This window comes from Pandoraea commovens, assembly GCF_902459615.1.
GTDB classification, from domain to species: Bacteria; Pseudomonadota; Gammaproteobacteria; order Burkholderiales; family Burkholderiaceae; genus Pandoraea; species Pandoraea commovens.
In genome coordinates this window covers 335,033-348,358 of sequence record NZ_CABPSA010000001.1, presented here as the reverse complement: position 1 = coordinate 348,358, position 13,326 = coordinate 335,033, and the positions used below count along the sequence as shown (strand labels likewise).

Annotated in this window: 13 protein-coding genes; 7 read left to right on the top strand and 6 right to left on the bottom strand. The window is 61.6% G+C overall.

Annotated features, from left to right (window positions below; all coding sequences use genetic code 11):
• Nucleotides 1-12 precede the first annotated feature (12 nt).
• Both PCO31010_RS01470 and PCO31010_RS01460 read left to right on the top strand, forming a co-directional pair.
• A complete protein-coding gene (locus tag PCO31010_RS01470; protein WP_150662675.1) occupies nt 13-672 on the top strand; it encodes a DapH/DapD/GlmU-related protein in 660 nt (219 codons plus the stop codon).
• Between the two features lie 109 nt (nt 673-781).
• The gene (locus PCO31010_RS01460) at nt 782-2,626 is read left to right on the top strand and encodes a hypothetical protein (protein WP_174984201.1); all 1,845 of its coding nucleotides are present in this window, start codon (nt 782-784) and stop codon (nt 2,624-2,626) included.
• 126 nt (nt 2,627-2,752) lie between these two features.
• Here the strand turns inward: PCO31010_RS01460 and PCO31010_RS01455 are convergent, their stop codons facing one another.
• The 3 genes from PCO31010_RS01455 to PCO31010_RS01445 all read right to left on the bottom strand — a co-directional run bounded on the left by PCO31010_RS01455 (nt 2,753) and on the right by PCO31010_RS01445 (nt 5,077).
• Nucleotides 2,753-3,691: an SDR family oxidoreductase gene (locus PCO31010_RS01455; RefSeq protein WP_150662672.1), complete on the bottom strand. Its 939-nt coding sequence runs from the start codon at nt 3,689-3,691 to the stop codon at nt 2,753-2,755.
• A gap of 103 nt (nt 3,692-3,794) precedes the next feature.
• Nucleotides 3,795-4,331, bottom strand: coding sequence for a hypothetical protein (locus PCO31010_RS01450; protein ID WP_150662671.1), 537 nt, complete (start codon nt 4,329-4,331; stop codon nt 3,795-3,797).
• Nucleotides 4,332-4,342: 11 nt separating this feature from the next.
• Nucleotides 4,343-5,077: an SDR family oxidoreductase gene (locus PCO31010_RS01445; protein ID WP_150662670.1), complete on the bottom strand. Its 735-nt coding sequence runs from the start codon at nt 5,075-5,077 to the stop codon at nt 4,343-4,345.
• A gap of 164 nt (nt 5,078-5,241) precedes the next feature.
• Between PCO31010_RS01445 and PCO31010_RS01440 the strand changes: the two genes are divergently transcribed.
• The gene (locus PCO31010_RS01440; RefSeq protein ID WP_150663444.1) at nt 5,242-6,144 is read left to right on the top strand and encodes a LysR family transcriptional regulator; all 903 of its coding nucleotides are present in this window, start codon (nt 5,242-5,244) and stop codon (nt 6,142-6,144) included.
• A gap of 27 nt (nt 6,145-6,171) precedes the next feature.
• Here the strand turns inward: PCO31010_RS01440 and PCO31010_RS01435 are convergent, their stop codons facing one another.
• Complete coding sequence (locus PCO31010_RS01435) at nt 6,172-7,026, bottom strand: helix-turn-helix transcriptional regulator (protein ID WP_150662669.1); 855 nt, start codon at nt 7,024-7,026, stop codon at nt 6,172-6,174.
• A gap of 208 nt (nt 7,027-7,234) precedes the next feature.
• Here PCO31010_RS01435 and PCO31010_RS01430 point away from each other — a divergent pair, with 208 nt between their 5' ends.
• Both PCO31010_RS01430 and PCO31010_RS01425 read left to right on the top strand, forming a co-directional pair.
• Nucleotides 7,235-8,158 (top strand): PhzF family phenazine biosynthesis protein, encoded by a 924-nt coding sequence (locus PCO31010_RS01430; protein WP_150662668.1) that lies wholly within the window; start codon nt 7,235-7,237, stop codon nt 8,156-8,158.
• Between the two features lie 162 nt (nt 8,159-8,320).
• Nucleotides 8,321-9,421 carry an asparaginase gene (locus tag PCO31010_RS01425; RefSeq protein ID WP_246184385.1) on the top strand — a complete coding sequence of 367 codons (1,101 nt, stop codon included), beginning with the start codon at nt 8,321-8,323 and terminating at the stop codon, nt 9,419-9,421.
• A gap of 55 nt (nt 9,422-9,476) precedes the next feature.
• Here the strand turns inward: PCO31010_RS01425 and PCO31010_RS01420 are convergent, their stop codons facing one another.
• Nucleotides 9,477-9,809 carry a hypothetical protein gene (locus tag PCO31010_RS01420; protein ID WP_150662667.1) on the bottom strand — a complete coding sequence of 111 codons (333 nt, stop codon included), beginning with the start codon at nt 9,807-9,809 and terminating at the stop codon, nt 9,477-9,479.
• A gap of 98 nt (nt 9,810-9,907) precedes the next feature.
• Here PCO31010_RS01420 and PCO31010_RS01415 point away from each other — a divergent pair, with 98 nt between their 5' ends.
• Nucleotides 9,908-10,747: an inositol monophosphatase family protein gene (locus tag PCO31010_RS01415; RefSeq protein WP_217426121.1), complete on the top strand. Its 840-nt coding sequence runs from the start codon at nt 9,908-9,910 to the stop codon at nt 10,745-10,747.
• Here PCO31010_RS01415 and PCO31010_RS01410 read toward each other — a convergent pair.
• Nucleotides 10,744-11,115 (bottom strand): VOC family protein, encoded by a 372-nt coding sequence (locus PCO31010_RS01410; RefSeq protein WP_150662666.1) that lies wholly within the window; start codon nt 11,113-11,115, stop codon nt 10,744-10,746. The two genes, PCO31010_RS01415 and PCO31010_RS01410, sit on opposite strands and share 4 nt — an antisense overlap.
• Before the next feature lie 451 nt (nt 11,116-11,566).
• Between PCO31010_RS01410 and mqo the strand changes: the two genes are divergently transcribed.
• A complete protein-coding gene (mqo, locus tag PCO31010_RS01405) occupies nt 11,567-13,282 on the top strand; it encodes a malate dehydrogenase (quinone) (RefSeq protein ID WP_150662665.1) in 1,716 nt (571 codons plus the stop codon).
• The last annotated feature ends 44 nt before the right edge of the window (nt 13,283-13,326 follow it).

Below are 13,326 nucleotides of genomic sequence, written 5' to 3'. Positions count from 1 at the left end.
GGGCAGGGCGGTATGCAACGTATCAATTGCGGGGAGGGCGTCGATCCGTGGACCGGCGCGCGAGTGTTGAGCGAGGTGCCGGAGATCGATCCCACGTCACTTGTGCGCGATAGCGATTTCGGGCGCTTTACCTATCTCGGACCGAATTCGGCGGTGCGGGCGTCGACAATTGGCGACTACGGCTACGCGATGGGCAGCAACCAGATCGCGCACGCGCACATCGGCAAGTTCGTGAATATCGCGACGGGCGTTCGCATCAATCCGTCGAATCATCCGATGTGGCGCGCGACGCTGCATCACTTCACGTATCGTTCGCGCTCATACGGTATGTCGCTCGACGACGATGCCGAGATTTTCGACTGGCGGGCGCAGGACGCGATCACGATCGGCCCGGACGTCTGGATCGGCCACAACGCGATCATCATGCCGGGTGTGAGCATCGGCACGGGGGCTGCCATTGGCTCCGGTGCCGTGGTGACGAAGGACGTGCCGCCGTACGCCATTGTCGTCGGTGTACCCGCCCGGGTGCTGCGCTATCGCATGGACGACCGCACCGCCGAGCGTATGCAGGCGATTGCGTGGTGGGACTGGAATCCAGCGCAACTGGACGCGGCGCTCGCCGATTTCAGAAACCTGAGTTCGGCGGCGTTCGTGGAGAAGTACGAGCGGTAGGACTCGCGGTTTGGGGCTGACGCGCCGCAGTTTCAGGTGCGTCAGCCCCACGCTTCCGTAGTAGAATCCGCCGGAATTGCCGGGACAACCGACGGGAGCGTCACCGACCATGCAATTCCATGCGAAGCCGCATCAGGATAACGACAATCGGACCCCGGTCGCGCCGGAGATGTCCCGCGCTGAAGCGGCCACACAGCGTTATCAATTTGTCGATAACCGGCCGGCCACCGCGCAGTTGCACAGTCTGCAAAGCGCCATGAACGACAGCCCTCGAGTCATCGCACAGCGCAAACGCATCGGCAGTCTTTTTCCCTCGGAGGCCACGCCCGCGCAACTGCGTGTCACCGACGATCTCTACACGCGCGGTCTCGCAGGTGCACTCAACGACGGCGAAGTTACGTTGAGTCGGCGGCCCGACGTCGGTGCCGTCGATCTCCACCATCTGGCGCAATCGCTCAAACCCGTCATCCAGCCCAACGCGACGCCAGTGGCCGATGCACTGAACGGCAACACTGCCGCGGTCACGTCCGGCCAGGTGCAGATGAAAGGCATCGACGCGAGCTCCGATCCGATTTCGATTGCGCGTCAGGTGGGCCAACTTCGTCCGAAGGACGCACGTATCCGACAGTTTGCCGGTGGACGTTTCGAGCTTCAGGCGCGTCTGAATCCCTGGGTTTCCGTGGTGACGGGTACCGTCGTTGAGGGTCTCGCCAGTGGTTCGGAGAAACCGAAGAACGGGGAGCGACATTCCGACCGGCCGGACGTCGTTTGGCGCGATGAAGCGCCTGAAGATGACGATGCAGATGCCTACGCAGCATTCATGCAGTGCCTTGCGGAAATCGATGACGACGAATCGCTGAAGCCAAAAGTCAAACAAGCGCTTAAGAGCGAGATGCTGCTCGCGTTCCACGGCCACCTGCAAACGCTACCGGCTGCCGCCATACTGAAGTTTGGCACTGACCTCAAGGGCGCGATCGACGCGCATGAGGAAGCGGATTCGCTCGACACGGCATTTGGCGAGAACCGGGCGATTTACCGCACATGGCACGAGCCTAAGCGCATCGCAGAGTCGACCACATTGGGGGAAAGCGAGGAGGGCGGGAAGGAACTGGTGGGCGCCGACAGTCTGAACGTTGCCCTCGATCCGGTGCGATTCAGGGCGCACAAGGAGCAAACGAAAAGGGCCGAGTCAGGACTCGCGCCACTCGGCGCCGCACCGTCGTCGTTGCTCTACGGCGACCTCAAAGGCAATCTGAGAAATACCGTCTTCTTGCGAGATCGCGCCACCGCCGCCGCGCTCCTGCCGGAAAATCTGAACGCGGGTTTCAGTCTGTTCAACGAGACCGCCAAATCGATCTTCCGATCCAAAGCGCCTGATGACGAGCTGGACCCTGTCGAGCAAGAGTTGCACCAGCACGCAAAATTGATGCGGTCTTCGGTTACCCGGCCGGTTTTCTTCGACAACGGAGACATTCAATCGTCCGTGGGAGCCTATCGGCATGACGAAAAGGGCGAGGGTCTCCACGTCAGGAAGACGCATTCTGCCTTGGGTGAAGATCACAACCCCTTGCGCGAATCCCTCGAAGAAAAGCTACAAGACCCGCTGCGTCGTAATGCCATCTTCTACCAGACGTTCTCCCAACATTCGCGGGCCAATGTTCATGGTGGCGCGTGGAACGAGATGGTCGTCAAGTATCGGGGGACGGGGAAAACTGCGGCACTTGATGACAACGTGGCGCAATGGGTGCCGGGCATCCCTACGAACGACACCATCGCCCCGCAACTGCTCGACAGCGGCAAATTCAGCAAAGAGTATGCGGCCGCCACGAAGGCAGAGGCAGACACGGCGCTGGACGGGAAAGCGTTCGACCCCGACGCAGAACAACTTGACGTCGAACAGGCCGTATCGGCAGTCGGCAAGCGTCGGGGAAAGAAGAAAAAGGGCGGGCAATAACGGCGCATGCACTGAGGCACTAAGCCGCTTCATGCAGATGGCGCTTTGCGTAAGGCTGAGGGCGTCCGCCGCGCGCGTAAAACTGAGCAGCTTCGCCGCCACGGGCGGCGTGCCGGGCCTCTTTGCTTACCGCGATACGTTGTCGCAGACTGCGGCGGCCACCTGACGTGGCGTCAGCAAATCGCCAAGCCCGATGGCGTTGTGGATTTCACGGCGCATGCGGTCGGCCACCGCATTGACGACTTCCGCGCCATCCTGCGACGGGTCGACGTGCACGCGGAACGGCCGACGGCCGTGCGGCAGATCGACGACACGCACGATCTCTCGCGCGACTTCCGCAGGGTCGGCGTCGCTTGGCTCCAGACTGGCGAGCCCTTTGAGCGCAGCTTCGGCCACCCCCGCGTACGGCCCTTGCTCGTACTCGGCGGCGATATGTGCATCGGCAGGCTTACCCGAGTGGGCGAAGTGATTCGTCCCCTTGGTGAATGCGCCCGGCACCATGATGGTGGTCTCAATGCCCCAACGCGAAAGCTCTGTCGAATACGACACGGCCAGCGCATCCATGGCGGCCTTCGCAGCGAAGTACGGTGCGAGGAACGGCGGCGTACCGCCCCGCGTCGACGACGAGCCCACCCACAACATCAGCGCGCGACCCTGCTTACGCAGGTGCGGCAAGGCGGCCCGATTGACGCGTTGTGCACCGAGCACATTGACGTCGTACTGCTGAATCATTTGTTCGGGCGTGAAGGCTTCGGCGGGACCGAAGACCATATGTCCCGCGTTGTGGATGAGGACATCCAGACGGTCCACGTCGGCGAGCACGCTCTGAATGGCAGCAGCAGCCGACGCCTCCGACTGTACGTCCAGCTCGACGGTGCGCAGGTCCACGGCATTGTCCGACGCCCATTGCGCCACTTCCTCTACGCGCGGCGCATTCCTGCCCAAGGTGTCGCGCATGGAGGCGTAGACGGTGTGGCCAGCCTTGGCGAGCGCCTTGGCGGTCATAAGGCCGAAGCCCGACGAGGCACCGGTGATAAGAATGGTTCGAGGCACGGCTTGAGACATGACGATGGCTCCCTATGAAGAGAAAATCACGAGAAAACGCAGATTGAATTCGATGGAATCGGATGGAATCGGATGGAATCGGATGGAATCGACACCGCCTGCGCTACTGCGCGGCAGGCAATCCGTTGCTTGCATTCAAACCGCCGTAGAACCGCTTTCCTGCGGCGAGGTGACGATCGAACCTGAAACCTCGCGCCAGCATGTCGTCCATATCGGCGGCGGCGATATGCATGACGTAACTGTGGTCGTTGGCAACGAGCCGGAAATCGTGGTTGCTAACGAGACCACGGTTGAACCATTTCCCCGGATCCGCGTGTCCGCTCGGGTAGCGTTGACCGCCCACGACCAGATCCCATCCACCATCCAGCAAGATCCAGTACCCGTCGAAATCGTTCTGGCTTTCCGGTGTGACGATGGGTTGCCCCTTGGTCACCTCCCACTCCTGCGAGTGTCCGATGACCCACCGCAACTGCTCGGTCGTCAGCTCGGTGAAAAACGGGGTATGGCGCAGCAAGTGCAAGTAGGTCACGCTGGGTTTCATGGACGGTGTCTCCTGCGGGTCGGGGCGCGCACATGCGGCCATCGCTCCGATCAGCGCCGTGAGCGACAGCAGCACGGCGGCTTGGCGAAAGCGCTTCATGGCTGTGACGTTCAGACCACGCCGCCGTTGGCGCGCAGCACCTGACCATTGACCCAGGCGCTGTCCGGACCGGCGAGAAACGCCACGACGTTGGCAATATCGTCGGGCTGCCCGAGGCGTTCGAGCGGTGGCATCTTGGCAAAGGTCTGAATCTGCTCGTCGGTCTTGCCGTTCAGAAACAATTCAGTCGCCACCGGCCCCGGCGCAACGGCGTTGACGGTGATGCGACGTCCGCGCAACTCCTTGGCGAACACACGCGTGAAGGACTCCACCGCCGCTTTGGTGCCGTTGTAGATGGCGTAGCCGGGCATGTTCAGACCGAGCGTAGTGCTGGACACATTGACGATATGACCGCCTTCGTTCATGCGCGTCGCCGCTTCGCGCAGCGTATTGAACACGCCACGTGTGTTGATCGCGAAATTCTGTTCGTACAGTTCGTCGCTGGTCTGCGCGAGGGGCGCCGTCTTGAGAATCCCGGCGTTGTTCACGAGCACGTCGATCTTGCCGAGCTGCTGCTCGACCGTGTCGAACATCGCTTTCACCTCGGCCGACTTCGAGACGTCGGCCTTCACGGCGATGGCCGCGGTCCCTGCCTCGATCAGTTCGGCCACCAGTGCGTCGGCCTCGGCGGCGTTCGAGGCGTAGTTGATGGCGACGGAGAAGCCGTCACGTGCGAGACGTCGCGCGATGGTGGCGCCAATGCCGCGCGAAGCACCGGTGATCAGAGCGATTTGAGACGTTTTCATGGTGGTTTCCAGTTCAGGTGGTTGGTGAAGACATTCTGGTTCATTCCATTTGAAAGATAATTGGTGTCGATTTGTTTTCAGAATTCCATTTGCTTTAACAAATCGATGGCACTATGACGGGCAACGGCGCGGATGACCGACAACACCCGGGGGGGCGGAACACCATGGACAGATTTCAGGAAATGCAGGTTTTCGTGCGCATCGCCGACCGGCACAGCTTCTCGCTCGCGGCCGACGACCTGCAGATCCCGCGTGCGACTGTCACCAATCTGATCAAGCGGCTGGAGGCACGCATCGGCGTACGGTTGCTGGAGCGCACGACGCGCCAGGTGCGGTTGACGCTGGAGGGGGAGGAGTACTACCGCCGCTGCGTGCGACTGCTGGCCGATCTGGAGGAGACCGACGGGGCATTTCGCAATGCGCCGCCCAAAGGGTTGTTACGGGTGAATCTTCAGGGGACGCTCGCCAAACACTTCATCATGCCCACGCTCGGCACTTTCCTTGACGCCTATCCGGGCATCGCCTTGCATGTCGGGGAGGACGACCGGCTGATCGACATGGTTAGGGAAGGGGTGGACTGCGTGCTGCGCGCGGGGGTGCTACAAGACTCGTCGCTGGTCGGAAGGCAGGTCGCGACGATGGAGCAGGTCACGGTCGCCAGTCCGGCGTATTTGCAGCGTTATGGTCTGCCGGCCGACATTGAGGATTTAGATGCGCACCTTGCCGTCGACTATGTATCCAGCGCGACCGGGCGGCCCGTACCGCTGGACTTTCGCCTTGACGACGAATACGTCACCCGGCGGTTGAAATCGAACATTTCCGTGAACGGCGCGGATTTATATACCGGTGCGGCCCTCGCCGGTCTTGGGCTCGTTCAGGTGCCGCGATATCGCATCGAAAGCGAGTTGGCGGCGGGGCGGTTGCAGATCGTTCTGGCGGACAATCCGCCGCCGCCGATGCCGGTCTCGGTGCTTTATCCGCACAGCCGTCAGTTGTCGCGTCGCGTGAAGGTCTTCACCGAGTGGCTCTCGGAGCAATTCGCGCGCGCTCAGGACAATAATCGCTGAAGGTGTGAACTCGCAAGCCCGCGAAGATTAGTCGATATCCGGTGCGCCCTGCTTGAAGGCGTTTGGCGGTGCGTAGCCGTGTTGTCTGAACAGGCGCGCGAGATAAGACGGAGAGTCCAGTCCGACAGCCGCTGCGACGGCCAGCACCGTCATGCCGGGCGCGCGCAGCAATGTTGCCGCGACTTCCACGCGGCGTCGCGACTGGTAATCGACGACGGACTCGCCTGTGGCGTCCCGAAAGATCCGCGTCAATGTGCGCCGTGACAGGCCGAATTCATAGGCGACGCGATCGAGCGTAACTGGCTGATCGAGCGTTGCATTCAGAAACGTCTGGATGTCGCGCACGATCTCGGCATGGGCATCGCTAGGACTTTGCGGGATCGGAGCGGACGTCAAACCGGCTTCGACGCAACTCACAGCCACCGTGCGCACCGCGAGATCCGCGCGGAAAGCAGCCAGCTCAGGGAGGGGGACGTCGTTTGTCGTGCGCGTGTCGCCTGCGACACGAACCGCATCGAGCAGGGCCAGCGGTGCCGACCAGATCGAGATGCGGCTGCACGCGAGCTTGCGTCGTGCCTTGCGTTCGCAAAAGGCGACGAAATCGCTCGCGACATACACGGCGACATGCTCCTGCCCGGGTCGGTAGCCCCGCGTATCGTGAACACGCTGCGGCGGCACCACCACGAACGACTTTGGCGCTACACGTACCGGCGCGACATTCGACTCGACGTTGAGCACGAGTTGCCCGGTCCTGGGGAGCAGGAACATGTACTCGTCGTCATGCGCGTGAGGGTGGGTGCGGTATTCACCGACGCTCACGTGCCGGACATCGGCAATGCGATCTCCGTACAAATGACGCGATGCGGTGGGATAGGGCTTCACTCTCGATTCCTTAGCTGGACAGGCCGGATGACACGTTTGCCAGAGCATATTCCGGCGTGCAGGCGACCAGTATAGTCTTTGTCCAAAACGTCGGTGGTACCGCCCTGAGCGAGGTTTGGCCCGATCGGACGCATGGACTGGCCCGATTGACGGCGACTGTCGTTCCGACGTTGGGCATGCTTGCGTCACTTGCCATCAGGAGTGTCCGATGACCACCCCAACCCTCGTTCCCCACAGCATTCCCTCGCCCGGGGTCGCCGCACCGGATTTGCGCTTCGTCAATGTGTTCTCTGCCGGTGCTGGTGGCGGCAACCCGGCCCCGGTCGTGTTCGACGCCGATAGCCTCTCGTCGGATGACATGATGGCAATTGCGGCCCGCTACGGTCACGAAAGCGCATTCGTCTGCCGGGCCAGCGATCCGCGCAACACGGTTCGTCTGCGCTTTTTCGTCCCCGCACATGAGATGGAGATGTGTGGGCATGCCACGCTCGGCGCGATGTGGCTGTTGCGTGAAGCGGGGCGCTGGACGACCGCAAGTGCGACCGTGGAGACGCTGAGCGGTCTGGTCGATGTACGTTTCGACGAAGCGACGCAGCGCATTGACGTCGGCCAGCCGCGCGGCATCGTCGAACCGGTGGACGACCCGACGCGGGTAGCCGCCATTTGCGAAGTGCTTGGCATCGGTGTGGACGATCTGGCGCCGATGGGCGTTGTCAACGCCCGCACGAGCCGCACGAAGACGCTGGTGCCCATTCGCTCCGTGGAAAAGCTGAACACGCTCACGCCGAACCTCGGTGCAGTCGCTGCATTGTGCGACGTCCTCAATTCGACCGGACTGTATCCGTTCGCCGTCGAGCGTACACGCCCGCTGGAGTTGCATGCGCGGCAGTTCCCGCGTTCGTCGGGGTATCCGGAGGACGCCGCCACGGGCATCGCCGCCGCCGCCACGCTTTACGGCGTGCTGCATTACGGGCTGCTGGCAAACGGGGAGTCGGCCATGCGCGTCTATCAGGGCTTTGCCATGGGACGTCCATCGTGCATTCGCGTGGCGCTACGCGAACCCGGCAATCGCGAATCCGGCTGCTGGATCAGCGGCGCAGTCGAGTTTGCCATGCTTGAGCCTCATGGGTGAACCCCACGCATGAGCGCGCCGACGTCACTCGACGACACCTGAAACGTCGACCTCGTGGGAATCTTCGGCCTCTTCCTTCGCAGTCCAAAAATTGTCAATATGTCGGACATCACGCCAGCTCTCGGCGCGATGCTCGATAAACGACATAACAGGAGCGAATTCATGACATCGTCGAAGACCCCTTGCCAGGTTCTGATGCACTCGATCGCGATTGCTGCACTGACGTTGAGCGCTGGCAGTTACGCCTTGACGGCCAACGCCGCCGGTTCGGACCAACCCAAGCCGCGCATTCTCGTGCTCGCGACCGGCGGCACTATCGCCAGCACAGGCGACGCGCGCTCGGCCATCGGCTACAACGCCGGCGGCGTAACGGGCGAGCAACTGACGGCCAGCGTGCCGGGTCTGGACAAGCTGGCCACGATCAAAGCGGAGCAGATTTCGAACATCGGCTCGCAGGATATGAACAGCAAGGTCTGGTATCAGCTGGCCGCGCGCATCAAGCAGGCGTTCGAGCGCAACGAGGCCGACGGCATCGTGATCACGCACGGCACCGACACCATGGAGGAAACCGCGTTCTTCCTCGATAACGTGCTCGCCACGAGCCAGCCGGTCGTGCTGGTCGGCTCGATGCGCCCGAGTACGGCGGTGAGTGCCGACGGTCCGGGCAATCTTTACGAAGCTGTCGAAGTGGCCGCCAGTGCGCAGTCCCGCAACCGGGGTGTGCTCGTCGTTCTGAACGACACGATTCACTCGCCGCGCTGGGTCACCAAGACGAATACAACATCAGTGCAGACGTTTCAAAACCCGAACGGCGGGCCACTCGGATACGTCGATCCTGCATCGATCCGGTATCTGGCCGCAGCACCGGCGGGTCGAAAAGGTTCGCTGGCCGTGCCCAATGCCGGTTTGCCGCGCGTCGACATCGTCTACGCGCACGCCGACATGGATGCTACCCAGATCGACGATGCCGTGCGACGCGACGCCAAGGGCATCGTGCTCGCGGGCGTAGGCGATGGCAATGCCTCCAAAGCGGCACTCGATGCACTCGAAGCCGCTGCGCGCAAGGGCATTGTCGTGGTCAGGTCGTCGCGCGTGGGTGCCGGGTTCGTCAACCGCAACGTCGAAGTCTCCGACGACAAGACGGGGTTCGTCGTCTCGTACGATCTGAATCCGCAGAAGGCCCGGGTACTGACGCAACTCCTCATCGGCAACGGCGTGAGCGCCGCAGACAAAGTGCAAAAGGCGTTCGACGCCACCTATTGACAGGCGTTTCCCGTGCGACTGGCGCTGACGCGACGCTGGTGTTTCGCCGTCCGCGTCAGTCCAGCGCAGGCTCTTCTGCGACCTTTCGTTCGTGCAGTTGGCGGAAGAATCGGGCGTTGTGGTGATCGGCGACGGTGAAGACGTCGTCCGAGGCACGGGCTAGCGCGGCGAAGAGCCGTTCGAGTTCGTCGTACGCCGGGCCGGACATGCCGCAGCGAACGACCAGTGATTGCCGTATCTCGTCCATTGCGGCCTCCCGGAAGCAATCGAAGGCAGGGGCAGGTGTGGCATCGAGATGATTGATGTGCGCAAGTAGCATGCCGAGCACCTGCGCGTGCACGAGCGCCGTTGCTCGCTGTTCGATAGCCAGTACGTCGGTTTCCGTCATGATGACCTCCGTCGGACGCGGGTGGGAATGCGAACGAATGCACTTGCAGCATAGCATCGGCGCACGGGACAGGCCGGTGCAGAGAAGCGCTGTCGGTAATGACGCAAAAGTGTCGCGTCAAAAAGCCAGAATGTCGTGAGCCGATTCCGGCCAGCCATCGAACCTCATTTATGCCTGACATTGACCAACGATTGGCCGTCGCAGTGTGCATCGTCCACGAGGCCGCGCGCTCGGCGCTTGAATTGTTTGACGCACGCGGGCGCTTCGCGCTCGAGGAGAAGGGGGCGCGCGAATATGTGTCCGAAGCCGACCGGATGATCGAACGCCGCATTCGCGAAGCGCTGGCGATCGACTTGTCAGAAGACGATGTGATGGGGGAAGAGATGGGCGGAAAAGGCTCGAACGCCTTCTGGGCCATTGATCCCATCGACGGCACCGCCAATTTTCTGCGCGGATCGCCGCTGTGGGGCGTGTCGCTGGGTTTTGTCGAGGACGATGAGCCGGTCGTCGGTGTCATCGCCTATCCCTCGCTGGGCGTGACGCTAAGCGCTGCGCGCGGGCGCGGCGTATCACGCAACGGGCAGTCGTTTGAACGAAATATCGACTTTCCGTCCGTTCATCTTGCAGCCGTAGGCGACAACGCCCGTTGGCCAGCCACCGAAATCGCTCAGGTCGAATACGCGTTGCGGACATCGGGTTGGGGCTTGGCCGAGTATCGGTGCGCCACCATTGGCCTTGGCTTCGCTGCGCTCGGGTTCGTCGACGGCTATCTGGAAAAACACACAAGCATCTGGGATATCGCCGCCGGATCGGTGATTTGCCGTGAAGCCGGGTTAGGCGTCCACGCGCACGGGACGTATGACGGCGGCGGCCAGACGATCTTCGCCGGGACCGACGCGTTGCACGCCGTCGTCGACCGCCATCTCAGCCGAAGCTAGTCGCGCTGTGAAAGCTGGAAGACGTTGCCCTCCGGATCCTCCCCATCGCACATCGATTGTGGGAAGCCATCGTAGCGCTTCATTTCACGCATCTTGACGCCCGCGTTAAGCAGCGCCTCCCGCAAATCCTCCAGCCCTGATTCCACCGAGAAGACGAGTTTTGCGTTCGACGTCTCGCCGCTCGACGGACGGTCTCGATAGGCCGCGCCGACGCGGTGCAGTGCAATCTCCACTTCACCGGCTTTGAGCGCCGCCCATTCGTTCTCGATTTCTTCGATCACAGGGAAGGCGAAATGCGTCCGGTAAAACGCTTTCAACAACTCAACATCACGGACGTAGAGGATCAATCTGGACATGAAAACCGGCATTGCGCGCTCCGAAATGACTGGATCGTATTAAGAGGATCGATGTTGCCGGATTCACGTCATTTCGAAAACAAAGTCCCGCTTTGGGACGGCATTCGAACGTCAACCCGCACGCGTTTAGCATCAAGACGATTCGGCTTTGCGGATATTCAAGCAGACGCTCGATTAAGGCCGAAATAGGGTCGAAATAGGGTCAGAAAGCGGGTGAAAAGCCGTTGTTTCTCGGGAAATTTCATCTGACCCCCACTTCAATATTAGGGTTTCCACCCATGTTTTAGACGGTTTCAGCTACAATCCGGCGTTTTCGATGCTCGGCTTGTGCTATCTGCCGAAACACCGGCTGGATGACGTCTGTCGGTCCGAATCCCGCCAGCACGCCCGCCAAGCGTGCGCTTTCCCCCCGGCGTGTGGAAGATGGCGACGCCACACGTAATTGATAAGGTGACTGATTCCCATGACTCAAACCGATAAGAAGCCGGTGCCAGGTAGCGGCCGCAAGCGCTTTACCCGCCGCAAATTCCTGGGCACCGCCGTTGGCGCCGCTGCGGTGTGGGCCGGATATTCGTACTTCTTCGGCAGTCAGTACCGCGCCGCCAAGGCGGACCGTAAGGTCGACGTGCTGCTGATCGGCGGCGGCATCATGAGCGCGACGCTCGGCGTTTATCTGTCCGAACTGGAGCCGAACTGGACTTACGAAGTCTTCGAACGTCTGGACAAGGTCGCAGAAGAAAGCTCGAACGGCTGGAATAACGCCGGTACCGGTCACTCGGCCCTGTGCGAACTGAATTACACGCCGATGGACGATAAGGGCAACGTCCATATCACGCAGGCCATCAACATCAACGAGAACTTCCAGATCTCGCGCCAGTTTTGGTCGCATCAGGTGCGCCAGGGCGTGCTGGGCAATCCGCGTGAGTTCATCAATTCCACGCCGCACATGAATCTTGTGTTCGGCGAAGAGAACCGCGAGTTCATCAAGAAGCGCGTGGAAGCACTGAAGGCTTCGCCGCTGTTCGCAGGCATGGAAATGGCGACCGACCCGGCGAAGATCGCCGAGTGGATTCCGATCATGATGGAAGGCCGCAAGCCTGACGAGGTGGTCACCGCCACGCGCTCGCCGCTCGGCACGGACGTCAATCTGGGCGAGATCACCCGTCAGTTCTACAAGCACCTGACCGAGAAGTCCGGCGTGAAGGTCTCGACCGGTTACGAAGTCCGTTCGATCACCCGTAACGAAGACGGTAGCTGGCGCGTATCCGCGTTCGATATGAACGACAGCTCGAAGATCCAGACGGTGGATGCACGCAATGTGTTCATCGGCGCGGGCGGCGCTGCACTCCCGCTGCTGCAACTGTCAGGCATTCCGGAAGCCAAGCAATACGGCGGTTTCCCGGTGGGCGGCGAGTTCCTCGTCACCGAAAAGCCCGAGATTGCTTCGCGCCATCTGGCCAAGGTCTACGGTCTCGCGGATACCGGTTCGCCCCCCATGTCGGTGCCCCACCTGGACACCCGCGTGCTCGACGGCAAGAAGGTCATCCTGTTCGGGCCGTTCGCGACGTGGTCGAGCAAGTTCCTCAAGAACGGCTCGTACTTCGACCTCGCGAAGGCAGCAACGCCGTCGAACGTCATTCCCCAGTTGCAGGTGGGCGTGCATGAGTTCGCGCTCGTGAAGTACCTCGCGCAGCAACTGCGACTGTCGATGGACGAGAAGATGGCGGCGCTTCGTCACTACATGCCGGAAGCGAAGAACGAAGACTGGCGTCTGTGGGAAGCCGGTCAGCGCGTGCAGATCATCAAGAACGATCCGGAGAAGGGCGGCGTACTGAAGCTCGGTACGGAAGTCGTGGTGTCGAGCGACCGCACGGTGTCGGCCCTGCTCGGCGCATCGCCGGGCGGCTCGACTTCGCCTGCGATCATGCTGTCGCTTCTCGAGCGCGTTTTCCCGGAGCAGATGAAGACGCCCGCGTGGCAACAGAAGATTCGCGAGATCGTGCCGAGCTACGGCAAGAAGCTCCACGACAATCCGCAGATGCTCGCCACCGAGTGGGCGACGACGGCCGAAACGCTGCAACTGGCCATCGCACCGCCGAGCCTGAATGGCGTTGTGCCTGACAATGCGCCGATGGCGAATCCGGGTGTCGTGAAGAAGACGCCGGATATGGCGCTGTAATGACCTTTAAGTAGCGCGAAGCATCAAAGGGTTCCGGGATCTCC